Here is a 21856-nt window from a genome sequence, read left to right as displayed (position 1 = left end):
ACAATCAACCAATTCAATACAAAAAATTGGTATCAACAAACTTGGCACACTATTGAGTTCTCAAACAACAGACACACCCGGCACCACCACAACCCCTCAACAGGGCCGCAGATCGCTCCGGAGCAACTTTTCAAACTTACCCGGTCCCACCCTGCGAAGCAAATCAGCGTTTCCGCGACCTGCATCAGCAGACGAACCAGCCCCACCAGAATTCTCCTGGCGCCTGAGGCGACGGGAGACCTTGGTTTTGAATTATTTTGGGGGGTTGGCCGCCTCCGGTACTCCAGCATTTCCGCTGGTCTCCCTCGTGGCGACTTAGAAAACAATACACCCAGCCGACGCCAATCGCAAACCCGCCCCGGAGCCTCTCCTCCATTTGCGCAACGGCCGCGACATCCCCGCCGTTCCGCCGCACACGGGGGCGCGCCGGGCTCCGCGCACCCGCCCGGGGTGGCCGGCGTCATCGATTTCCGGAGGGATCAGGGCCGTAAGCTCCATCACGTCCGGCCCCCGGGCCGTTACCATCGGGGGGGTGAGGGCACAACGCCGGCGCCAGAACCCCGCTTTGCTCCATCGGCGTGTGTCCGGCCCCGCCGTGAACGGGCTTTCGCGCCACGAGGTAGCTGCCCGTATTGAAAGCGGCCTGGACAACCGTTTGCCCGACAAGACTAGCCGGAGCCTTTGGCAAATTTTCCGGGCCAATGTCCTGACGCTCTTCAACGCGATCGTCGGCACCAGTTTCCTGGTGTTGCTGCTCCTGGGCCGCTGGCAGGATGCCCTCTTTGGGCTGGCCGCCGCGGGCAACGCCGTGATCGGGGTCGTCCAGGAGTTCAGGGCGAAGAGATCCCTGGACCGCCTCGCGGTGTTGGACGCCCCGCGGGCCAGGGTGCTTCGCGACGGCCAGATCCTTGAGATCGCCACGGCCGACGTCGTGCGGGATGACGTTCTGGTCCTGCGCGCCGGGGACCAGGTCACCGCGGACGCCTCGGTGCTCGACGCGGCCGGCCTGGAGGCCGACGAATCCCTCCTTACCGGCGAATCGGATCCGATCGACAAGGATGCCGGCGCCGAGGTGCTTTCGGGATCCATCATCGTGGCCGGCCACGGCAAGGCGCGGGTGATCAGGGTGGGGGCCGAATCCTTCGCCAGCCGGCTCACGGCGGATGCGCGCCGCTTCTCGCTGGTGAACTCGGAGATCCGTAACAGCCTCAACCGGGTCCTCCGCTGGATCGCGTGGGGGATCCTCCCGGTCGCCGTCGTGGTGATCAACGGCGAACTGCAGGCGCGGGGCGGCTGGCAGGACGCCCTTGCCACCGGCGCCTGGACCGGGGCCATGGTGGGCGTCATCGCCAGTGTCATTGCCATGGTTCCGCTGGGTCTCGTGCTGCTGGCCAGCGTGGCGTTTGCCGTCGGGGGCCTCCGGCTGGCCGGACACAAGGTGCTCATTCAGGAGCTCGCAGCCGTGGAAGGACTCGCCCGGGTCGACATCCTGTGCATGGACAAGACCGGAACCCTGACCGAGGGGGGTCTCAGGTTCGAGGCCGTCCACCAGCTAACTCCCTCGCCCGACCCCGGCTGGCAGCAGGCCCTCGGGTGGTTTGCCACCGAGCCGGAGGCGAACGCGACGGCACGGAGCCTGGCCAGCGCTTTCGAGGACGACGGCGGATTCCAGTCGGTCTCCTATGTTCCCTTTTCGTCCTCCCGGAAGTGGAGCGGGGTCTCCTTCGGCGGCAACAACGGCACAACGCCCACCTGGATTCTGGGTGCACCGGAAATGGTCCTGGCACCCGCCGGCCACGCCGGCGTCCTGGAACAAGCCGGCGAGCTGGCCCGGGCGGGACTGCGAACGCTGCTTCTGGCCGGAGCTGACGGGTTGCCGGAAGCGGGCAAGGTGGCGACACTGCCTACCGGACTCCGGCCCGTAGCGCTCCTGACGTTCCGGGAGCAACCCCGTTCGGACGCCCGCGAGACCCTGGAATTCTTCCGCACCGAGGGGGTCGAGGTGAAGATCATTTCCGGCGACGATCCCCGGACCGTCGCCGCCATCGCCCGCCGGGTTGGCCTCGACGTGGCGGATGGCTACGACGCCCGCGAGCTGCCGGAGGACCCGGCGCTCCTCGAAGAGGTGATGGGCAGCAACACGGTGTTCGGCAGGGTCAGCCCCGACCAGAAAAAGGACATGGTCTCCGCCCTTCAACGGCTTGGACATACCGTGGCCATGACCGGGGACGGGGTCAACGACGCCCTCGCCCTCAAGACGGCGGACCTTGGCATAGCCATGGATTCCGCCGCACCCGCCACCAAAGCAGTGTCGCGTTTGGTCCTGCTCGACGGGCGCTTCGACCGGCTCCCGGAGGTGCTGGCGGAAGGCCGGCGGGTCATCGCTAACATCGAACGGGTCTCGAGCCTTTTTCTCAGCAAGACCGCCTATTCGATCGCCATCGCGGTGACGTTCGGGCTGATGCAGTGGCCCTTCCCGTTCCTGCCCCGCCAGCTGTCCTTCACCGACGGCCTGACAATCGGCATCCCGGCCTTCTTCCTGGCGCTGATGCCCAACGCCCGCCGATACAAGCCGGGTTTCCTGCGCCGTTCCCTCTGGTTCTCCGTGCCGGCGGGGCTAATCGTCGCGGCCGCACTTTTGGCGCTGAACGGTATCGCGCTATTGGGACGAACGACGCCGGAGACCGTGGGATCCGCTTCCGTCCTCACCCTCTCGGTGATTGGGCTCTGGATCCTTGCGGTCGTGTCCCGGCCGCTCAACGTAGGCCGGGTGGGGGTGTTGGCGGCGATGTGCGCTGCGCTCGTGATCCTGCTCAACCTCCCCCTGGCACAGGAGTTCTTCATCCTGTCCTGGCCGCCGACCGGGCTGCTGCTGGCCGCGCTGGCCGCCGGCATTGCCGGCGGTCTCGCCATCGAGCTCCTGGCCTGGCTTCACGGCCGAAAGTTTCCCCGCTGACGCGGCCGACGGCGATCGTCGCGGCTTCCCTCCCGACGCTCCCTCACGTTTGGCACGCTTCTCCCCAACGCTCCCTCACCTCTGACATACTTCGGCCGGACGCTCCCGCACATGTGGCACGCTTCTCCCCAACGCTCCCGCACCTCTGGCACGTTTCTGCCCAACGCTCCCTCACCTCTGGAGTGCCTCGACCGACGCGGGGGCACACGCTGCTGCAGGAGGGTTCCGACGTTAGGCCACGGAAGTGCGGGAGGGTTGGTGTCGTGCCGGCAGGATCTGCGGGAGGGTCAGTCGGATGAGTGTCAGTGCTGCGGGAGGGTTCGGTGGGTGGTTTGGGGGTTAAAGGGGGAGAGCCTCCAACCTGGTGGTTGGAGGCTCTCGACCTCAATGATGTTCCGGCGGTGACCTACTCTCCCACACCCTCCCGGGTGCAGTACCATCGGCGCTGTGGGTCTTAGCTTCCGGGTTCGGAATGGGACCGGGCGTTTCCCCCACGCTATGACCGCCGTAACCCTGTGTCCGCGCCCTGGCCGGGGGCCTGGGGTGGGAAATCTGTGGTTACAACTTGTGGTGTTGTATTCAGTTGTTTTGGTTCCTGTGCAACGTTTCGTCTGGCGACGGGTTTGTTGTTTGGGAACCACATAGTGGACGCAAGCAGTCTTGTTTCTTTGTACCCTTCCCGTGGTGCGAACCCCTTTTGATGTTGGTTCGCGGGAGGGGTGTGTGGTGTAAGTTATCGGCCTATTAGTACCGGTCAGCTTCACGAGTCGTTAGTCCTCGCTTCCACATCCGGCCTATCAACCCAGTGGTCTGGCTGGGGGCCTCTCACACGCAAGGTGTATGGAAATCTCATCTCGAAGCGAGCTTCCCGCTTAGATGCTTTCAGCGGTTATCCCATCCGAACGTAGCTAATCAGCGGTGCACTTGGCAGTACAACTGACACACCAGAGGTTCGTCCGTCCCGGTCCTCTCGTACTAAGGACAGCCCTTCTCAAATTTCCTGCGCGCGCAGCGGATAGGGACCGAACTGTCTCACGACGTTCTAAACCCAGCTCGCGTACCGCTTTAATGGGCGAACAGCCCAACCCTTGGGACCTACTCCAGCCCCAGGATGCGACGAGCCGACATCGAGGTGCCAAACCATGCCGTCGATATGGACTCTTGGGCAAGATCAGCCTGTTATCCCCGAGGTACCTTTTATCCGTTGAGCGACGGCCATTCCACAATGTACCGCCGGATCACTAGTCCCGACTTTCGTCCCTGCTCGAGATGTCTCTCTCACAGTCAAGCTCCCTTGTGCACTTACACTCGACACCTGATTGCCAACCAGGCTGAGGGAACCTTTGGGCGCCTCCGTTACTTTTTAGGAGGCAACCGCCCCAGTTAAACTACCCATCAGGCACTGTCCCTGACCCGGATTACGGGCCGAAGTTAGATGTCCAAAGTGACCAGAGTGGTATTTCAACGATGACTCCACCCGAACTGGCGTCCGGGCTTCAACGTCTCCCACCTATCCTACACAAGCCACTCCGAACACCAATACCAAACTATAGTAAAGGTCTCGGGGTCTTTCCGTCCTGCTGCGCGTAACGAGCATCTTTACTCGTACTGCAATTTCGCCGAGTTTATGGTTGAGACAGCGGGGAAGTCGTTACTCCATTCGTGCAGGTCGGAACTTACCCGACAAGGAATTTCGCTACCTTAGGATGGTTATAGTTACCACCGCCGTTTACTGGGGCTTAAATTCTCAGCTTCGCCTTGCGGCTAACCGGTCCTCTTAACCTTCCAGCACCGGGCAGGAGTCAGTCCGTATACATCGTCTTGCGACTTCGCACGGACCTGTGTTTTTAGTAAACAGTCGCTTCCCCCTGGTCTCTGCGGCCCCTGCACGCTCCGGACAGCAAGTGTCCATCACGATAGGGGCCCCCCTTCTCCCGAAGTTACGGGGGCATTTTGCCGAGTTCCTTAACCATAATTCTCTCGATCGCCTTAGTATTCTCTACCTGATCACCTGTGTCGGTTTGGGGTACGGGCGGCTAAAACCTCGCGTCGATGCTTTTCTAGGCAGCATAGGATCACCGAATCCCCCCATACGGGGGTCCCGTCGGGTCTCAGGCATCATGAACGGCGGATTTGCCTACCGTTCGCCCTACATCCTTAGACCGGGACAACCATCGCCCGGCTCGGCTACCTTCCTGCGTCACACCTGTTAATACGCTTGCCTCCCAGGTTTCGGTCCCGCGCTCCACCAAAACCCTTCACCCACAAGGGGTGTCGGGCAGGTCTCGGGCGGTTAGTATCCCCTGTTCAGCATGGGCGGTTTTTCGCCGGTACGGGAATATCAACCCGTTGTCCATCGACTACGCCTGTCGGCCTCGCCTTAGGTCCCGACTTACCCAGGGCAGATTAGCTTGACCCTGGAACCCTTGATCATTCGGCGGACGGGTTTCTCACCCGTCTTTCGCTACTCATGCCTGCATTCTCACTCGTGTAGGCTCCACCGCTGGTTTCCACCGCGACTTCACTGCCCACACGACGCTCCCCTACCCATCCAGACGCCTGAACCACAAGGGCTTAGCTACTATCTGAATGCCACAACTTCGGCGGTGTACTTGAGCCCCGCTACATTGTCGGCGCGGAATCACTTGACCAGTGAGCTATTACGCACTCTTTTAAGGATGGCTGCTTCTAAGCCAACCTCCTGGTTGTCTTCGCAACTCCACATCCTTTCCCACTTAGCACACGCTTAGGGGCCTTAGTTGGTGGTCTGGGCTGTTTCCCTCTCGACTATGAAGCTTATCCCCCACAGTCTCACTGCTGCGCTCTCACTTACCGGCATTCGGAGTTTGGCTGACGTCAGTAACCTTGTAGGGCCCATTAGCCATCCAGTAGCTCTACCTCCGGTAAGAAACACGCAACGCTGCACCTAAATGCATTTCGGGGAGAACCAGCTATCACGAAGTTTGATTGGCCTTTCACCCCTACCCACAGCTCATCCCCTCCATTTTCAACTGAAGTGGGTTCGGTCCTCCACGACGTCTTACCGTCGCTTCAACCTGGCCATGGGTAGATCACTTCGCTTCGGGTCTAGATCACGCCACTGCAACGCCCTGTTCAGACTCGCTTTCGCTACGGCTTCCCCACACGGGTTAACCTCGCGACGTAACACTAACTCGCAGGCTCATTCTTCAAAAGGCACGCCGTCACCCCAACACAGCAAGCTGCGGAGGCTCCGACGGATTGTAAGCACACGGTTTCAGGTACTGTTTCACTCCCCTCCCGGGGTACTTTTCACCTTTCCCTCACGGTACTGGTCCGCTATCGGTCATTAGGGAGTATTTAGGCTTATCAGGTGGTCCTGACAGATTCGCACGGGATTTCTCGGGCCCCGTGCTACTTGGGATACTTCCCAGGCGGCACACTACATTTCGGTTACGGGGCTCACACCCTCTCTGGCCGGCCTTTCAAGACCGTTCACCTATGCACATGCTCTCACCCCACTGTCCCGGCAGAGACAGAACGGAAAGTCCCACAACCCCGACCATGCAACGCCCGCCGGCTATCACACATGGAACGGTTTAGCCTGATCCACGTTCGCTCGCCACTACTAACGGAATCACTATTGTTTTCTCTTCCTGCGGGTACTGAGATGTTTCACTTCCCCGCGTTCCCTCCACGCACCCTATGTGTTCAGATGCGGGTCACCAGATCACTCGCGCGTCTGGCGGGGTTTCCCCATTCGGACACCCTGGGATCACAGTCCGGTTATCGACTCCCCCAGGCTTATCGCAGATTCCTACGTCCTTCTTCGGCTCCTAATGCCAAGGCATCCACCGTGTGCTCTTAAAAACTTGACCACAAAAGATCAAGGAGTAATTTCGAGAGAACCACGAAACCAACCACACCCAACAACACCACCCCAAAAGAGTGACACCATCACGCGCAGCCAGATCCAGGTTCATATTCTTGGAAATTGCTTCTTATAAAAGATGCTCGCGTCCACTATGTAGTTCTCAAACAACAACCCCGTACCACACACCCCACACACCCGGACCCCAAAGGGACCCACACAGTGCATGAAACGCCGCAGCCGGGAAACCAGAAACACAAGTCCCGGACACCACCACCCGAAGGCCGTAGCAACCGGTCCTGTTGTCTCAGGACCCAACAGTGTGCCAAACACTAAACCGCCCGAACCCTCACACACCGTTCCAGGACCCACACAAGGGTGGTTCCGTACTGGGTGCCGGAGGAAACGCAGCGGCCGCTATTTGTTGATATTCCACCCGTGAGCACCCGCCGCAGAACTTGCGTCTGCGCAACGGGCGTTACTCCTGACAACACCACCACACCCACGAAACGCGGGGCGGGGTTGTTGTAGGTGCTCCTTAGAAAGGAGGTGATCCAGCCGCACCTTCCGGTACGGCTACCTTGTTACGACTTAGTCCCAATCGCCAGTCCCACCTTCGACAGCTCCCTCCCACAAGGGGTTAGGCCACCGGCTTCGGGTGTTACCAACTTTCGTGACTTGACGGGCGGTGTGTACAAGGCCCGGGAACGTATTCACCGCAGCGTTGCTGATCTGCGATTACTAGCGACTCCGACTTCATGGGGTCGAGTTGCAGACCCCAATCCGAACTGAGACCGGCTTTTTGGGATTAGCTCCACCTCACAGTATCGCAACCCTTTGTACCGGCCATTGTAGCATGCGTGAAGCCCAAGACATAAGGGGCATGATGATTTGACGTCGTCCCCACCTTCCTCCGAGTTGACCCCGGCAGTCTCCCATGAGTCCCCGCCATTACGCGCTGGCAACATGGAACGAGGGTTGCGCTCGTTGCGGGACTTAACCCAACATCTCACGACACGAGCTGACGACAACCATGCACCACCTGTGAACCGACCGCAAGCGGGGCACCTGTTTCCAGGTATTACCGGTTCATGTCAAGCCTTGGTAAGGTTCTTCGCGTTGCATCGAATTAATCCGCATGCTCCGCCGCTTGTGCGGGCCCCCGTCAATTCCTTTGAGTTTTAGCCTTGCGGCCGTACTCCCCAGGCGGGGCACTTAATGCGTTAGCTACGGCGCGGAAAACGTGGAATGTCCCCCACACCTAGTGCCCAACGTTTACGGCATGGACTACCAGGGTATCTAATCCTGTTCGCTCCCCATGCTTTCGCTCCTCAGCGTCAGTTAATGCCCAGAGACCTGCCTTCGCCATCGGTGTTCCTCCTGATATCTGCGCATTTCACCGCTACACCAGGAATTCCAGTCTCCCCTACATCACTCTAGTCTGCCCGTACCCACCGCAGATCCGGAGTTGAGCCCCGGACTTTCACGGCAGACGCGACAAACCGCCTACGAGCTCTTTACGCCCAATAATTCCGGATAACGCTTGCGCCCTACGTATTACCGCGGCTGCTGGCACGTAGTTAGCCGGCGCTTCTTCTGCAGGTACCGTCACTTTCGCTTCTTCCCTACTGAAAGAGGTTTACAACCCGAAGGCCGTCATCCCTCACGCGGCGTCGCTGCATCAGGCTTGCGCCCATTGTGCAATATTCCCCACTGCTGCCTCCCGTAGGAGTCTGGGCCGTGTCTCAGTCCCAGTGTGGCCGGTCACCCTCTCAGGCCGGCTACCCGTCGTCGCCTTGGTGAGCCATTACCTCACCAACAAGCTGATAGGCCGCGAGTCCATCCAAAACCACAATAAAGCTTTCCACCCCCCACCATGCGATGAGGAGTCATATCCGGTATTAGACCCAGTTTCCCAGGCTTATCCCAGAGTTAAGGGCAGGTTACTCACGTGTTACTCACCCGTTCGCCACTAATCCCCGGCGCAAGCACCGGATCATCGTTCGACTTGCATGTGTTAAGCACGCCGCCAGCGTTCATCCTGAGCCAGGATCAAACTCTCCGTTGAAGAAAAACAGACACAGCATCCGCCCCCGGGAAAACGGGAACACACACTGCACAAAATTTGAAACCAGCTAAAAACACCAGACCATCCACGGGGTGGACAATCCGGCACAATCAACCAATTCAATACAAAAAATTGGTATCAACAAACTTGGCACACTATTGAGTTCTCAAACAACAGACACACCCGGCACCACCACAACCCCTCAGGGCCGCAGATCGCTCCGGAGCAACTTTTCAAACTTACCCGCATCCGTGGCCTGAAGCAAATCGGCGTTTCCGCGATTTCCAGTCCCACACAGCAGGTCCCCGCCATTATTCAGCGCGCAAATTTGCGAACCATTTTCAGGCTGTTTAGAAGGGGGTCGGTCGCTATCTTTCCGCATCAGCGGCGGCGACTCGATCTACTTTACACACCAACCCGACCCCAAACAAATCGGCCCCCCAGGCACGAAGATCCGCGGAAAGACGGGCCTAAACGGGTCGACAGCTCCCCTTCCGGGGCAGCCGACGTCGAAAGTTGGCGCGTGTGCTCCGTCACCACAGCGCCGTCGGCGAAGCCGCATGGCGGGAACGGCGCTCAACGCAAGAAGGGCCGGCACCCAAACGGGTGCCGGCCCTTTTCAAGCCACTGGATTCAGGAGTACCGAATTACCAGGAAGACTTCGTGATGCCCGGGAGCTCACCGCGGTGAGCCATGTCGCGGAAGCGAACACGGGAGATACCGAACTTCTGGAACGTACCGCGGGGGCGGCCGTCGATGATGTCGCGGTTACGCAGGCGGACCGGCGAGGCGTTGCGGGGCAGCTTCTGCAGGCCGAGGCGTGCGGCTTCGCGTGCTTCGTCGGTTGAGTTGGGGTCAACCAGAGCCTTCTTCAGTTCGAGGCGCTTTGCAGCGTAACGCTCGACGATGACTTTACGCTGTTCGTTCTTAGCGATCATTGACTTCTTAGCCATGTGTTTAGCGCTCCTCTCGGAATTCGACGTGCTGGCGGATCTTGGGATCGTACTTCCGCAGGACCATACGGTCCGGGTCGTTACGACGGTTCTTACGCGTCACGTAGGTGTAACCCGTGCCCGCGGTCGACTTGAGCTTGATGATCGGACGTACGTCCTTGTCCTTTGCCACTAGAGCTTCACTCCTCGTGCCAGGATGGCGGCGACGACTACGTCGATGCCGCGTACGTCGATGGTCTTGATGCCACGTGCAGAGACCTGCAGGGTGACATTACGGCGCAGGGACGGAACCCAGTAGCGCTTCTTCTGGATGTTCGGGTCGAACCGGCGCTTGTTGCGGCGGTGCGAGTGCGAAATGCTGTGTCCAAAGCCCGGCTCGGCTCCGGTCACCTGGCAGTGTGCTGCCATGACGACTCTCCTCGTGAAAATAAAATGAAACGGCTGGCGGAGTTCCGCATAACCGTGCGATCGGCAGCGTCCGCATCCAGCTCCCACATGCGTCCGGCGGTGCTGCGGCAGCCGGCTGAACCGGTTGCAGTCATCACTGCGGCGACGATTGTGAGTCTCGGGCACGGGGCGGAGGAAACTCTTGAAGTAACCACCGCGGAGTGCCCGGATACTGGGCGAATACAGGAGTGCACGCAACTTGAGCCCCTAACTACCGGCCACCGGGAGTGCCTGATTTCGCAGACTTTCCCGCCAACCGGAGCAATTGCACACGCTCCGCGCCACCTAGCGCCTACCAAGTCTACGAGTTTGGCGAATTAAAGACCAATCCGGGTCTCCGGGGTGTATAAGCGGCGGCGGCCCCCGCAGCGAAGTCATAACAGGGGCGCAGTCCTTTCACAGCAAAATGATAGGCAACGGGCAGAGTCTTGGTTGCATGAACACATCAACCCAGACCGCCTTGCGCCCCGCGGTCCGACGGGCCCCCGGTAACCCTTTCAAGGGACAACACCGCCGGCGGATGATTCAAGCAGACCTCCTGACGGTGATTGCCTGGGCCTCCCTGGCCGGGGCCGTGGCGTTGTGGCTCGCCGACGGCGGTGCCGCGGGCTTCTCGAGCGTTGCCGGAGCCGTCACGGCACTGGGGATTGTGGCCGGTCTCGCCGGGATGGACCTGGTGCTGCTGATGCTGCTCCTCGCGGCCCGCCTGCCCGTCATCGACGGCGCCGTGGGCCATGACCGCGCCCTTGAATTCCACCGCAAACTCGGAAAACCGTCCCTCTACCTCTTGCTGGCACACGGCGTGCTGCTCGCGACCGGCTACGGGCTGGCCGAGGGCCTCGACCCGGTCAGCGAAGCGGTGGCCCTGTGGGTGCTCGTGCCCGACATGTGGCTCGCGTTCGTCTCGCTGGCGTTGTTCATCGCCGTCGTCGTGACCTCGCTGGTGGCCGTCCGCCGTCGTTTTCCCTACGAGTTCTGGTACGCCGTCCACCTGCTGACCTACGCCGCGGTGCTGACGTCGCTGCCCCACCAGTTCAGCGTTGGCGGACTCTTTGCGGAGGGCACCTGGCAGCGCTGGTACTGGCTTGCGGTCTGCATCGGCACGGGCGCCGCGCTGGTGCACTACCGGGTCCTCGAGCCGGTCGTCGCCACGCTCCGGCACCAGCTGCGCGTCAGCAGGGTGGTGGGCGTGGGCCATGGGGTGGTCAGCATCGAAATGGCGGGCCGGCACCTCGACGAGCTGTCCGGCAGCGGCGGCCGGTTCTTTATCTGGCGGTTTCTCGCCCCCGGGCAGTGGTGGCACCCGCATCCGTTCAGCCTCTCCGCGGAGCCGCTGCAGGTGGACGCCGACGGCGGCGGACGGTTGCGGATCACGGTCCGCAACCTCGGCCGGGGCTCGGCGGCGCTGGCGAGGCTGAAGCCGGGCACCCGGGTTGCGGTCGAAGGACCATACGGGCTGTTCAGCACCGCGGCCCGCAGCCGCCGGCACGTCGTGATGATCGGCGCCGGCATCGGCATCACTCCCATCCGCGCCCTGCTGGAGCGGACTCCGTTCGAGCCAGGGGACGCCACCGTGATCCTCCGCGGCCACAGCCCGTCCGGGCTGTACCTCGGCGACGAGATCCTCGAGCTCTGCCAGCGCCGCGGCGCAACCCTGTTCCACCTGACCGGGCGCCGGCCGTCGGGAGCGCAGACATGGCTGCCGGAGAGCGAGGAGCGCGCCGGCTACCGGCTGGCAAGCTACGCGCCGGACCTGGCCGACTCCGACGTCTACGTCTGCGGGCCGGCCGGATGGGCCCTCAACGTCCTCGATGACGCACGCCGGGCCGGCGTGCGGGAAGAGCAACTCCACTACGAAAGGTTCGACTGGTGAGAATCCGCGCAATTGTTTCAGCAACCCTGGCCTCCGCCGGGATCCTGGTGGCCGGCTGGCAGTCGGGAACCCACGTGGCGGACACGGCCAGCGCCACCACGGCCGGGCCCGCCGGGTCTACAGGCGCCGGGACCGCCGGCGGCTCAACCGCGTCGGGATCCGGGTCGAGCAGCAAGGGCTCGAGTGGGTCCGCGGGGAGCTCCGCGGCCGCCTCCGGGTCCGCCGGCTCGTCCGGTTCCTCGGGCACCGGCGCGAACGCCGCCGGAACCTTTGCCGGCAAGGTTGTGCAGACCCGCTTCGGCGCGGTGCAGGTGCAGATCACTGTCAGCGCCGGCACCATCACCGACGTGAAGGCGCTCCAGCTCACAGACGAGGACCGCAGCTCGGTCCAGATCAGCAACCGCGCCGCCCCGCTGCTGCGCGCCGCGGTCCTCAAGGCCCAATCGGCCAAGGTCCAGACCATCAGCGGCGCCACTGTCACCAGTTCCGCGTACCTGACATCGCTCCAGGCAGCCATCGATGCAGCAAACCTCTGACCTCGGCCAGCCAGCGCTGAAGGCGAAGACCTTCCGGTGCATGGGGACAGTCATCAGCCTCACCGTTCCGGCCGCCCCCGGCAACTGGAACGCCGCGGCGGACAGCGCACTGGCGGACGCCACCGACGTCGTCGAACGGCTCTTCCAGGACCTCGACGCCCGCTTCAGCCTGTACCGGCCGGAATCCGAGGCCAGCAGGCTTGCCCGCGGGGAACTGACGCTGCGGGCGGCCTCGCAGGACTTCCGGGACCGCTATGCCGAGGCCGCCCAATGGCGACTCCTGACCGAGGGCGCCTTCACGCCGGAACGGCCCGACGGTCTTCCGGACCTGTCCGGGCTGGTCAAGGGCTTCGCAATCAAAGAGGCCGGAGCCGCCCTGCAGTCGCTGGGGCTCGGCGACTGGTGCCTGAATGCCGGCGGCGATGTGCTCGTGACCGGTTCGCCCATCGCCGGCAGCCGGGCCGCCTGGCAGGCCGGGATCGTCGACCCGGAGGACCGCACGACCCTGATCGCCGCCTACCCGCTGGGCGGCGGCACCGGCATCGGGGCGCTGGCCACCTCCGGTTCCGCCGAGCGGGGCGACCACATCTGGACCAGCGGCGCCGGTGTCAGTGCCTTCCGGCAGGTCTCGGTCGCCGCGGCGGACATCGTCACCGCCGATGTGCTCGCGACGGCCATCGTGGCCGGCGGGGTTCCCATGCTCAACCGGGCCACAAGCGGCTGGGACGTTCAGGTACTCGCCATCCGGAACGACGGCGGCATCCTCGCCACACCGGGGTTCCGCGCCTAGGCCCGTCTGCGCTGGCCGGGGTTCCCGGGCAGGGGCAGGCTATTCGTCCGTCACCGGCAGGGCATTGGACGCGGCAACGCGGGAGTACCACAGGCCGCTGGCCTTCGGGATGCGGCGCTGGGTGTCGTAGTCCACCCGGATCAGCCCGAAGCGCTGGTGGTAGCCGAAGGCCCATTCGAAGTTGTCCAGCAGGGACCAGGCGAAGTAGCCGCGGACGTCCACGCCATCAGCCAACGACGCGTGCAGGGCCCGAAGATGCTCGTCGAAGAAGGCAAGCCGCGCCTGGTCATCGACAAATCCCGCGGCATCCGGAACGTCCTCGAAGGCGGCGCCGTTTTCCGTGATGTAGATCGGGACGCCGGCCGGGCCGGTGTACTCGCGTTGCAGCCGGTTCAGCAGCCGGCGGAGGCCCTCGGGCTGCACCTCCCAGCCCATCCCGGTGACGGGCAGACCGCGCGGAACCTGCCGGACGCCGTCGGCCGCAACCAGCGGTGACGCCGGCTGCGCGGGCCGCGGCTCGGGGTCGGTGGTGAAGGCGTCGCCGTGGTAGTAGTTGACGCCCAGCACGTCGACGGGTGCCGAAATCACCTCGAGGTCCCCCGGCCGGACGACGTCGTCCATGCCGAGGTGCGCGACGTCGTCCAGCACGTCCGCCGGGTATGAGCCGCGAAAGATAGGGTCCAGGAACAGCCGGTTCGACTGCCCATCCACCCTGCGGGCCGCGTCCACATCCCCTTCCCGGTCCGGATCGGCAGGATCGGCCACCGTCAGGTTCAAGGTGATGCCCATCGTCGCCTCCGGATCCCTCCGGCGGAGCTCCCGGACGGCCAGACCGTGCCCCAGCAGCAGGTGGTGGACGGCGGCGAGCGCCGCGGCCGGGTCCCGCCGCCCCGGGGCGTGGATGCCTGCGGCGTACCCAAGGAACGCCGAAACCCAGGGTTCGTTGAGGGTGGTCCAAATCCGCACCCGGTCCCCAAGCGCCTCCTGCATGAGTGCGGCGTAGGCGGCGAAACGCTCCGCTGTGTCCCGCGACGCCCAGCCGCCCTTGTCCTCCAGCGCCTGCGGCAGGTCCCAGTGGTACAGGGTGACCCAGGGGGTGATGCCCGCGTCGAGCAGCTGATCGACCAGCCGCGAGTAGAACGCGATGCCTTCGGGATTCGGCGTCACGCCGTCGGGCATGCAGCGGGCCCAGGAGATGGAGAACCGGTAGGCGGCCAGGTTCAGGTCCTTCATCAGCGCGATGTCCTCGGCCGTGCGGTGGTAGTGGTCGCAGGCGACATCGCCGTTCTGGCCATCCGCGACGGCCCCCGGCACCCGGCAGAAGACGTCCCAGATGGATTCCCCGCGGCCCCCCTCCCGTGCGGCGCCCTCGATCTGGTAGGCGGCGGTGGCGGCTCCCCACAGGAAACCGGCCGGGAAGCTGAGGTCGCTGCGGGTCATCCTGTTGCTCCTTGCGTTGCTAAAGACGGGTGAGCTGAGGATACCGCGGCGAGAGCCCGTCGCCGGAGGACTTCCCCGTGACGCGGCGCACCACCCACGGGCCGGCGAATTCGCGCACCCAGCGGGCGTTCGCGCGGATCGCCTCGGAACGGCTGAGTTCCGGGACCGGCGTCATCGGCGGGACGTCGATCGAGTGGTCGTGCTCCAGCACGGTGAGGACGCGCTTGGCCATGTTGGCGTGCCCGGCGGCGGACATGTGCATCCGGTCGGTGGCCCACATGCCCCAGTCGTAGTACTCGCTGAACCGCCAGTAATCCACCAGCAGGGCACCGTGGTCCCCGGCGATGCCGCGGACCAGTTCGTTGTAGATCGCGGTCCGGCCGCGCATGGTCCCAAAAACCTTGGAGCCGCGGGCGTCGAAGCCGGTGAACATCACCACGGTGGCGCCGGTGGCCTTCAGTTTGCGGATGCCCGCGTCGTATTCCACCAGCAGGTCATCGATGTCGATTTTGGGACGGAGGATGTCATTGGCGCCGGCGTAGATGGTCACCAGGGTGGGGTTCAGCGCGACGGCGGCGTCCACCTGCTCGGCCATGATCTGGCGAAGCTTCCGCCCGCGGATGGCGAGGTTCGCGTACCCGAAACCCGGATCGGCCGCGCCCAGCTGCTCTGCGACGCGGTCCGCCCAGCCACGCACCCCGTTGGGGCGGGCCGGGTCGTCGTCGCCGACGCCTTCCGTGAAGGAGTCTCCGAGTGCAACATAGCGGGCAGTGAAATCCATGGACCCAAGTTTGCCATCGGTTGCTGAGAGCAACCAAGGGGCCGGGCGGGCTGCGCTAGGTGTACTGAGCCGCTAGGCGGGGGGAGGCGTGCTGTCGCGCAGGATCCAGTGGTCGGTGTCGAGACGGGACACGATCTTCTCGCCGATCCGGGCCAGGGCCGCAACGTCGTCCGGGTCGAGGGCATCCAGGAAGAGCGTCCGGACGGCCTCCACGTGGCCGGGCGCGAGCCCCACAATGGTGGCCATGCCGGCGTCGGTGAGGTGTGCCGTGGTGACGCGGGCGTCGCCGGGATGCGGCCGGCGCTCCAGCCATCCGCGGTTTTGGAGTTTGGTCACCACGTGGGAGAGCCGCGACAGCGAGGCACTGGTGCGTGCGGCGAGTTCGCTCATGGGCAGGTAGCGCCCCTCCGCCTCGGAAAGCATGGCCAGGACGTTGTAGTCGAACAGGGAGAGCTTTCCGGCGGCGTGCAGCTGCGTGTCCAGCGCGGCCGGCAGCAGCGTGTTGATGCTCAGCTGGGCCAGCCAGGCACGGCGTTCGTCGGCATTGAGCCAGCGCGGTTCGGTCATGGCACCATTCTAGGAGACTCGATGCTTGAGGTTTCAACTAGGCGCAGGACCGGGCGGCCAAAGTACCCTCCGGCCGGCCCCGTGCAGGCGGTAGGCTGGCGCTATGTACGTAGTCTCCCTGACCTACAAGGTGCCTGAAGAGATCGTCGACTTCCACCTGCCGGCGCACGTCGCCTGGCTGCAGGACGCCTTCGACCGCGGAGTCTTTATGGTGGCGGGCCGCAAGATCCCTCGCACCGGCGGCCTCCTGCTCTCCAACGCGGACCGCGCCGATCTGAACGCGGCGCTGGAACAGGACCCCTTCTACGTCAACGGCGTGGCGGACTTCGACGTCGAGGAGTTCCACGCCAGCCGCGTCGCACCGGGGTACGAAAACCTGCTGGACAGCTAACTCACCCCGGCAGCAGCTTTTTCAGCCCGCCCTTGCGGGGGACCTTCACCGGTTGGGGCCACCGCGGGTTGAGCTGGTCCCCCAGCGTGACGCCGCGGAGTTTACGGCCAAAGAGCGGGAGCACCCAGTCATGCACCCAGCGGCGCTGCCGCCGCTCCCAGTCCCGCAGCCCGAGCCTGGCCGGGGGCTCCCATTCTTTGGGGCTGATGTTGTGCGGCACACCCAGATGGTCCAACACCTGCGCGGCGAGATACTTATGGCCGGCCTTGGACATGTGCAGCCGGTCCGTGTCCCACATGCGCGGATCGTGGAAAGCCTCGAAGCACCAGTAGTCCACCAGCACCGCGCCGTACCAGTTGGCCAGCTCGCGGACGCGCCGGTTATAGAGGGTGTTGCGCCTCTTCAGCGGCTCGAGCAGGACCGAGACCTTGACGTCGAAGCCCGTGAACAGCACCACGGTCGCCTCGCTGGCGGCAAGCCTTGAGACGAGGTACTCATAGTCATCCATCAGGTCTTCGATGTCCGTGCCGAAGTCCAGGATGTCGTTCCCGCCGGCGTACAGGGTAACCAGGGTCGGTTCCATGGCCAGTGCCGGTTCCAGCTGCTCCGCGATGATGTGGCGCAGGCGCTTGCTGCGGATGGCGAGATTGGCGTACTCCCACCCCGGCTCCGCCTTCGCCAGTTTCTCGGCCACGCGGTCGGCCCAGCCCCGGACCCCGTTGGGCAGCCTGTTGCTGCGGTCCCCCACACCCTCGGTGAAGGAGTCCCCGAGGGCAACGAAGACGCGCCGCCCGTTCGGACCCGGAGTCAAAAGGTTCTCGGCCACTCCTCCACGCTAACCAGCCCATCCGGCCGGCAAGGAACGGCAGGGTAAACAGCCGGGGACAGTAGCGCGGACCAGCAACGCAGACGTCAGCGCAGGACGATGTCCACCGGGTTCGCCTCGGACCGCCAGCTCCCGCCGGAGCCGGCGCCCGGGGCGATCACCGGGGCCGTGAGGACGCCGGAGCGGTTGGTGCGCTTGTCCCGCAGGATCTCGGTGACCGAGCCGAGGTGCCTCGACAGGTCGATCACGTTTTCCGGCGCGGCCAGGAGCAACTGGAAGCCGAATTCGTGCAGGGCCTTGATGCCGGCACCCGCGAATTCCTCCGAGGCCAGCACAAAGGCCTCGTCCATCATGACCGTCCCGTAGGTGGTGAAGCCCTGCTCGGCGATGCCCAGCTGGTAGCTCAGCGCCGCGGCCATGATGAAGGCGGTGAAGCGCTGCCGCTCGCCGCCGGACATCGAGCCGGTGTCCGCGTGCATAAACACCTCGGTCCGTTTGCCGCCGCGCTTCGCTGCCTTGGACGCCGGCGCCTGCACCTCGCGGTGCTCCTTGCACTGGATGAACAGGTGGCCGCGGACGTCCAGCACCTCGGCCCGCCAGCGCCGGTCCTCGGGCGTCTGCGAGCCGAGGCGCTTCACGAGCGTTTCGAGCGATTTGTAGCGGTTGGTGAGCTCGGCGTCGTCGTCCTGTTCCGCTCCGGTTCCGGACGACGACGCGGCGGCCTTCCCGGGCCGGGTGTGCCGGACCTTGAGCGCGTTCTGGATGGCGTCCTTGAACTGTTTGGCCGTGGCGGGCAGGGTCTGCTTGATGTCCAGTTCCAGGAAGCTGCCTTCGTGGAAGTTCACCTCGGAGAGGATCCCGTTCAGCGGCAGGATCCGGCTGGTGATGGAGCGGCGTTCCTCGTCCAGCAGGTGCAGCAGGGTGGAGAAGGATTCGTGCGTGCGCTGGTTGAAGAACTGCCGGAACTCGGCCTCCTGCGCGGGCAGCCCGTCGCTGACAATCGCGTGGTAGCGGGCTTCGAACTCGCCCGCGGCGCCGATCGAGGTGCCGTGGTCGGCCGAGATGGCCGTGCCCCATTCGCGGACGAACCCCTCGAAGATCCGGGTGAGCCGCTCCGAGGTGGCCTGCCCGCGGGATTCGGCCGTGTGCAGTTCGGCCAGCAGCCGGGTCCGGACCTGGTTGGCGAGGTTGTCCAGCTCGTGCATCTCCAGCACCTCGCCGAAGTCCGCGAAGTACGGTTCCAGCGCGACGGCGGTGGCCTCCGACGGCGGCGCCTGCTCCAGCCGCGTCCGCGCGGCGTCGAGCAGCGAGTCCGCCGTGGTCAGCTGCGAGTCGAGGGCCTTGTACTCGCTCTGGAGCACAGCGGCGGCTTCGGTGCTGGACTGGTGCTTGTGCCGGGCAGCCTCGATGTTGGCGCGCAGCGGTTCCAGGTCCGCCTGCGCGGCGAGGGCGTCCTTGAGCCGCTGTTCGATCCGTGCGAGCTCGTCCGCGGCCACCGCGGCCGAGACCTGCTCCCAGGGCCGGTGGTCCTCGGCCACCCGGCGCAGGGCCTCGAGCTGGCGCGTCATGCCCTGGTGCGACTCTTCCCGGCTCTGCGCCAGTTCGGCGGCCTTGGCGAGTTCCTGCTGGAGGTCCTCCACCTGCGCGGCGACGAGTTCAAGTTTGGCGGCGTTGTCGAAGCCCAGGACGTAGTCCTGCCGTGAGGTGAAGCGGTCGTCCTTTTCCACGGTGTGGCGGTTGCGCTTGACCACGCCGCCCAGGCTCAGGCCCTTGTCCAGCCGGGCCAGCTCGTCCGGGTCCTCGACGCAGGGGTAGGCGAAGTCCAGGGCGATCCTCTCGCGGATCCACTCGCCCGCCTCGGCGGCGGGACCGGCGGTGAGGATGTCGAGCTTGGTCAGCAGGTCCCCGTCGGCAGCGTCCTCCACGGCCAGGGCACCGCCGGCGAGCGGCTTGGAGACGTCCACGGCGCGGAGCGCACCGCGGACGGGGTGGTCGTTCAGGTAGCGGGTGACGGCGGCGAAGTGCTCGCCGGGGACCAGCAGCGTGGTGGCGAGGCTGCGCAGCGCACGCTCGGCGGCAGGCCGCCACTGGTCCTGCCCCTCGGCGAGGTCGATCAGCTCGCCGCCGAACGGCATCTGCTCCTCCGGGACGCCGGTGGCCGCCGCGATGGCGCTGCGGTTTTCGATGCTCGACGGCGGCAGCAGCGACTTGCGCGTCTTGAGCGAGACGAGTTCCTGCTGGGCCGCGGCGAGCTCGCGTTTCCTGGTGGCGTGGCCGTCGAACGCCTCGAAGCGCAGTTCCTTGAGCGCTTCCGAGTCGTCCTTCAGCTCGGCCGAGCGGGCGGCGGCGTGCTCGTGCGCCTGCTCCCAGCCGGCGGCGGTCCACTCGAGCTCCAGGCCGGCGTCAGTCAGGGCCTTCCGTGCGGATTCCTCGACCTGCTGGCGGAGCTTGAGGCCCACCCGGGCGTTGTCCAGCGACTGCTCGATCGCGGAGATCGCGTTGCCGCCCTGGTTGTTGTAGTCCGCCTCAAGCTGGCGGAGCTCCTTGGCGAGGGAATCCCGGACGCCGCGTTCGGCGCCGAGCTCCTTGGCTTTGGCCTGGGCCAGCGCCTTGAAGCGCTCCAGCGTCTTCTCGTGCACCGTGACGGCCAGCCGCTGCTTGTAGGCCTCGAATTCTTCGCCGGCGAGGTCCCGGAGCCGGTTCGCGTCGAGCAGGGACTGGGCGTACTCCTTGTTCAGTCCCGGAACCGGTGCCAGCTGGTCGCGTTGCTGCCGGACGTCCTCGAGCCGCTGCCGGATGGACATCAGGTTGCTGAATTCCTCGACGACGTCGTCCGCGGCGGCCAGCGTCGCGGGCGCGTCCAGGACCTGGTCGCGGAAGAACGTGTTGACGCTGCCGCCCAGGCCCTTGCCGGCCTGGATGACGCGCAACAGCGGCAGGGCCTGGTCCGAGTTGATGCCGAGCAGGCGCCGGAACCGTTCCGCGAAGGCCTTGTGCACGTCGAAGACCTGGGCGTCCGGGAAGATCGCGTCCAGCGCCGACTTGGTGAAGCGCTTCTCCGCGATGCCCTCGACCGCGGCCAGGTCCAGCGGCTTGTTGTCGATCAGGTAGTACCGGCCGACGCTCGACTCGGTGCCGTTCTTGGGCAGGTCAAAGAGCGCGGAAATGGTGACGCGGGTGCCGGCGGCGTTGTCGAAGGTCAGCGCGACGGCGGACCAGGTCGCCCCGGGCCGCTGGAAGGCACTGGCCGAGCCCTCGCCAACGGCCTTGTCCCCCACCTTGCCGCGCATGTACGTGAACGTGGTCCGTTTGTCCTCCACCGCGCCGCCGGCGCGCTGGGCGGCCGCCTCGTTGGACCGCGGCCGGGCGTCGAAGACCCGCAGCATTGCGTCGAACAGCGTGGACTTGCCGACACCGGAATTGCCGGTCAGCAGGGTGCCGTTGCGGTCCACGTGCATTGTGTGGGCGCCATGGAAGGTGCCCCAGTTGACGACCTGGACGAGGGCGAGGCGCATCTGGCCGGGGTTGGTGAGCTCGCCCAGCGGGAGCATGGTTGCGATGCTCATTTCTGTTCCTCGGTTGCTTCAGTGTGGTCGCCTATCGCGGCATCGCCGTCGTCGTCCGAGTCTTCTTCACCCGGGGCTGCCGTCTCGCCGTCGAGGTCGAGGAGGGGTTCGGTGCCGGAGGGGTCGGTGGAGGCGGCGATCAGGGCTTCGATTTGGGCCGGGATGTCGCCGATGTTTTCGAAGGGCAGGGCCAGCGGGAGGGCGTTGGAGATGGTGTAGACCTCGTCCAGGCCGGTGGTGAGGAGGAGCTGGCGGGCCAGGAGTTTGGTGATGGCGCGGGTAACGACGTCGGAATCGCGGAGGGCGTCCTGCTGGCCTGCGGGCTGGTAGTGGGCGACGAGGTCGGCGATCTCTTCGCGCGTGATCGTGGGGTCCGTCTGGGCGGTGACGTGGCGGTCCAGGAGCAGGCGCAGGCGCAGCAGCACGATGGTTTCCACCCGGCTCAGGGCCCGCTGCTGGCGCAGGATGCTGGAGCGGGTGCTGCCGCCGATCGCTTCGGGATCCACCGGGCGCAGCACGGCCACCTTGCGGTCGTGGTCCAGCTGCAGCGTCAGGAAGAGCTCGGAGAGGCGGCTGCGCAGGATCAGCTGGTTGTCCAGCAGGGTGGTCCAGAGTTTTTCGTCCCGGCCGCCGTCGATGTACGGCCCCTTCAGGAGCTTAACGAGGGCCTGGCGGACCTTCATTGGGAGCACGCCTGTGTCGCCCGGGAAGAGGGCGGCGCCGTCGACGAAGGTGTCGCGGGGGGTGACGGTGAAGGGGGCAGCGTGGACGTGCTCCGGGTCCGCTGCCGCCGTCGTGGTCTCTTCGGTCAT

General features: G+C 64.8%; 14 protein-coding genes and 3 rRNA genes. 5 read left to right on the top strand and 12 right to left on the bottom strand.

Annotation, left to right across the window (positions count from 1 at the left end; genetic code table 11):
- Nucleotides 1-655 precede the first annotated feature (655 nt).
- The gene (locus E7Y32_RS06320; protein WP_261382557.1) at nucleotides 656-2956 is read left to right on the top strand and encodes an HAD-IC family P-type ATPase; all 2301 of its coding nucleotides are present in this window, start codon (nucleotides 656-658) and stop codon (nucleotides 2954-2956) included.
- A gap of 393 nt (nucleotides 2957-3349) precedes the next feature.
- Here E7Y32_RS06320 and rrf read toward each other — a convergent pair.
- The 6 genes from rrf to rpmB form a co-directional block, all read right to left on the bottom strand.
- Nucleotides 3350-3466: ribosomal RNA gene (gene rrf / locus E7Y32_RS06315) — 5S ribosomal RNA — on the bottom strand.
- Nucleotides 3467-3679: 213 nt separating this feature from the next.
- A 23S ribosomal RNA gene (locus E7Y32_RS06310) occupies nucleotides 3680-6813 on the bottom strand.
- Nucleotides 6814-7348: 535 nt separating this feature from the next.
- Nucleotides 7349-8874: ribosomal RNA gene (locus tag E7Y32_RS06305) — 16S ribosomal RNA — on the bottom strand.
- The 16S, 23S and 5S rRNA genes sit together here, the layout of an rRNA operon.
- Nucleotides 8875-9521: 647 nt before the next feature.
- Nucleotides 9522-9827 (bottom strand): 30S ribosomal protein S14, encoded by a 306-nt coding sequence (gene rpsN, locus E7Y32_RS06300; protein WP_043485315.1) that lies wholly within the window; start codon nucleotides 9825-9827, stop codon nucleotides 9522-9524.
- Nucleotides 9828-9831: 4 nt separating this feature from the next.
- A complete protein-coding gene (gene rpmG / locus E7Y32_RS06295) occupies nucleotides 9832-9999 on the bottom strand; it encodes a 50S ribosomal protein L33 (RefSeq protein WP_056737121.1) in 168 nt (55 codons plus the stop codon).
- Nucleotides 9999-10235, bottom strand: coding sequence for a 50S ribosomal protein L28 (gene rpmB, locus E7Y32_RS06290; protein ID WP_011693744.1), 237 nt, complete (start codon nucleotides 10233-10235; stop codon nucleotides 9999-10001). Before rpmB ends, rpmG begins: the two co-directional genes overlap by 1 nt.
- 559 nt (nucleotides 10236-10794) lie before the next feature.
- Here rpmB and E7Y32_RS06285 point away from each other — a divergent pair.
- Genes E7Y32_RS06285 through E7Y32_RS06275 form a run of 3 tightly spaced genes read left to right on the top strand, consistent with a single transcriptional unit; the run spans nucleotide 10795 to nucleotide 13473 of the window.
- A complete protein-coding gene (locus E7Y32_RS06285) occupies nucleotides 10795-12147 on the top strand; it encodes a ferredoxin reductase family protein (RefSeq protein ID WP_261382556.1) in 1353 nt (450 codons plus the stop codon).
- Complete coding sequence (locus E7Y32_RS06280; protein ID WP_146336374.1) at nucleotides 12144-12683, top strand: FMN-binding protein; 540 nt, start codon at nucleotides 12144-12146, stop codon at nucleotides 12681-12683. Before E7Y32_RS06285 ends, E7Y32_RS06280 begins: the two co-directional genes overlap by 4 nt.
- Nucleotides 12667-13473 (top strand): FAD:protein FMN transferase, encoded by an 807-nt coding sequence (locus E7Y32_RS06275; protein ID WP_261382555.1) that lies wholly within the window; start codon nucleotides 12667-12669, stop codon nucleotides 13471-13473. Before E7Y32_RS06280 ends, E7Y32_RS06275 begins: the two co-directional genes overlap by 17 nt.
- A 39-nt stretch (nucleotides 13474-13512) precedes the next feature.
- On the opposite strand, the gene E7Y32_RS06270 is transcribed toward E7Y32_RS06275, so the two are convergent.
- The 3 genes from E7Y32_RS06270 to E7Y32_RS06260 all read right to left on the bottom strand — a co-directional run bounded on the left by E7Y32_RS06270 (nucleotide 13513) and on the right by E7Y32_RS06260 (nucleotide 16261).
- Nucleotides 13513-14913 carry a GH1 family beta-glucosidase gene (locus E7Y32_RS06270; RefSeq protein ID WP_146336373.1) on the bottom strand — a complete coding sequence of 467 codons (1401 nt, stop codon included), beginning with the start codon at nucleotides 14911-14913 and terminating at the stop codon, nucleotides 13513-13515.
- A gap of 19 nt (nucleotides 14914-14932) precedes the next feature.
- Nucleotides 14933-15694: an SGNH/GDSL hydrolase family protein gene (locus E7Y32_RS06265; protein ID WP_146336372.1), complete on the bottom strand. Its 762-nt coding sequence runs from the start codon at nucleotides 15692-15694 to the stop codon at nucleotides 14933-14935.
- Nucleotides 15695-15766: 72 nt separating this feature from the next.
- Nucleotides 15767-16261, bottom strand: a complete 495-nt coding sequence (locus E7Y32_RS06260; RefSeq protein WP_146336371.1) for a MarR family winged helix-turn-helix transcriptional regulator — start codon at nucleotides 16259-16261, stop codon at nucleotides 15767-15769.
- Between the two features lie 103 nt (nucleotides 16262-16364).
- On the opposite strand from E7Y32_RS06260, the gene E7Y32_RS06255 reads away from it, so the two are divergent.
- Entirely contained in the window at nucleotides 16365-16652 is a 288-nt protein-coding gene (locus E7Y32_RS06255; RefSeq protein WP_146336370.1) for a YciI family protein, read from the top strand.
- 1 nt (nucleotide 16653) lies between these two features.
- On the opposite strand, the gene E7Y32_RS06250 is transcribed toward E7Y32_RS06255, so the two are convergent.
- The 3 genes from E7Y32_RS06250 to E7Y32_RS06240 all read right to left on the bottom strand — a co-directional run bounded on the left by E7Y32_RS06250 (nucleotide 16654) and on the right by E7Y32_RS06240 (nucleotide 21856).
- Nucleotides 16654-17478: an SGNH/GDSL hydrolase family protein gene (locus tag E7Y32_RS06250; RefSeq protein ID WP_261382554.1), complete on the bottom strand. Its 825-nt coding sequence runs from the start codon at nucleotides 17476-17478 to the stop codon at nucleotides 16654-16656.
- A gap of 86 nt (nucleotides 17479-17564) precedes the next feature.
- Entirely contained in the window at nucleotides 17565-21044 is a 3480-nt protein-coding gene (locus E7Y32_RS06245) for an ATP-binding protein (RefSeq protein ID WP_146336369.1), read from the bottom strand.
- On the bottom strand, nucleotides 21041-21856 hold the full coding sequence (locus E7Y32_RS06240; RefSeq protein WP_146336368.1) for a DUF4194 domain-containing protein: 816 nt from the start codon (nucleotides 21854-21856) through the stop codon (nucleotides 21041-21043). The genes E7Y32_RS06245 and E7Y32_RS06240 overlap by 4 nt, the downstream gene beginning before the upstream one ends.

Origin of the sequence: Arthrobacter sp. UKPF54-2, from assembly GCF_007858535.1 — a bacterium.
In the GTDB taxonomy this organism is placed as follows: Bacteria; Actinomycetota; Actinomycetes; order Actinomycetales; family Micrococcaceae; genus Arthrobacter.
This window is presented reverse-complemented; position numbering and strand designations above follow the sequence as displayed.

Bases quoted from the DNA above. Each gene is read 5' to 3' on its own strand.
- E7Y32_RS06255 (WP_146336370.1), top strand. From the start codon at position 16,365: ATGTACGTAGTCTCCCTGACCTACAAGGTGCCTGAAGAGATCGTCGAC.
- E7Y32_RS06260 (WP_146336371.1), bottom strand. From the start codon at position 16,261: ATGACCGAACCGCGCTGGCTCAATGCCGACGAACGCCGTGCCTGGCTG.
- E7Y32_RS06285 (WP_261382556.1), top strand. From the start codon at position 10,795: ATGATTCAAGCAGACCTCCTGACGGTGATTGCCTGGGCCTCCCTGGCC.
- rpsN (WP_043485315.1), bottom strand. From the start codon at position 9,827: ATGGCTAAGAAGTCAATGATCGCTAAGAACGAACAGCGTAAAGTCATC.
- E7Y32_RS06270 (WP_146336373.1), bottom strand. From the start codon at position 14,913: ATGACCCGCAGCGACCTCAGCTTCCCGGCCGGTTTCCTGTGGGGAGCC.
- E7Y32_RS06240 (WP_146336368.1), bottom strand. From the start codon at position 21,856: ATGACCGAAGAGACCACGACGGCGGCAGCGGACCCGGAGCACGTCCAC.
- rpmB (WP_011693744.1), bottom strand. From the start codon at position 10,235: ATGGCAGCACACTGCCAGGTGACCGGAGCCGAGCCGGGCTTTGGACAC.
- E7Y32_RS06245 (WP_146336369.1), bottom strand. From the start codon at position 21,044: ATGAGCATCGCAACCATGCTCCCGCTGGGCGAGCTCACCAACCCCGGC.
- E7Y32_RS06265 (WP_146336372.1), bottom strand. From the start codon at position 15,694: ATGGATTTCACTGCCCGCTATGTTGCACTCGGAGACTCCTTCACGGAA.
- E7Y32_RS06275 (WP_261382555.1), top strand. From the start codon at position 12,667: ATGCAGCAAACCTCTGACCTCGGCCAGCCAGCGCTGAAGGCGAAGACC.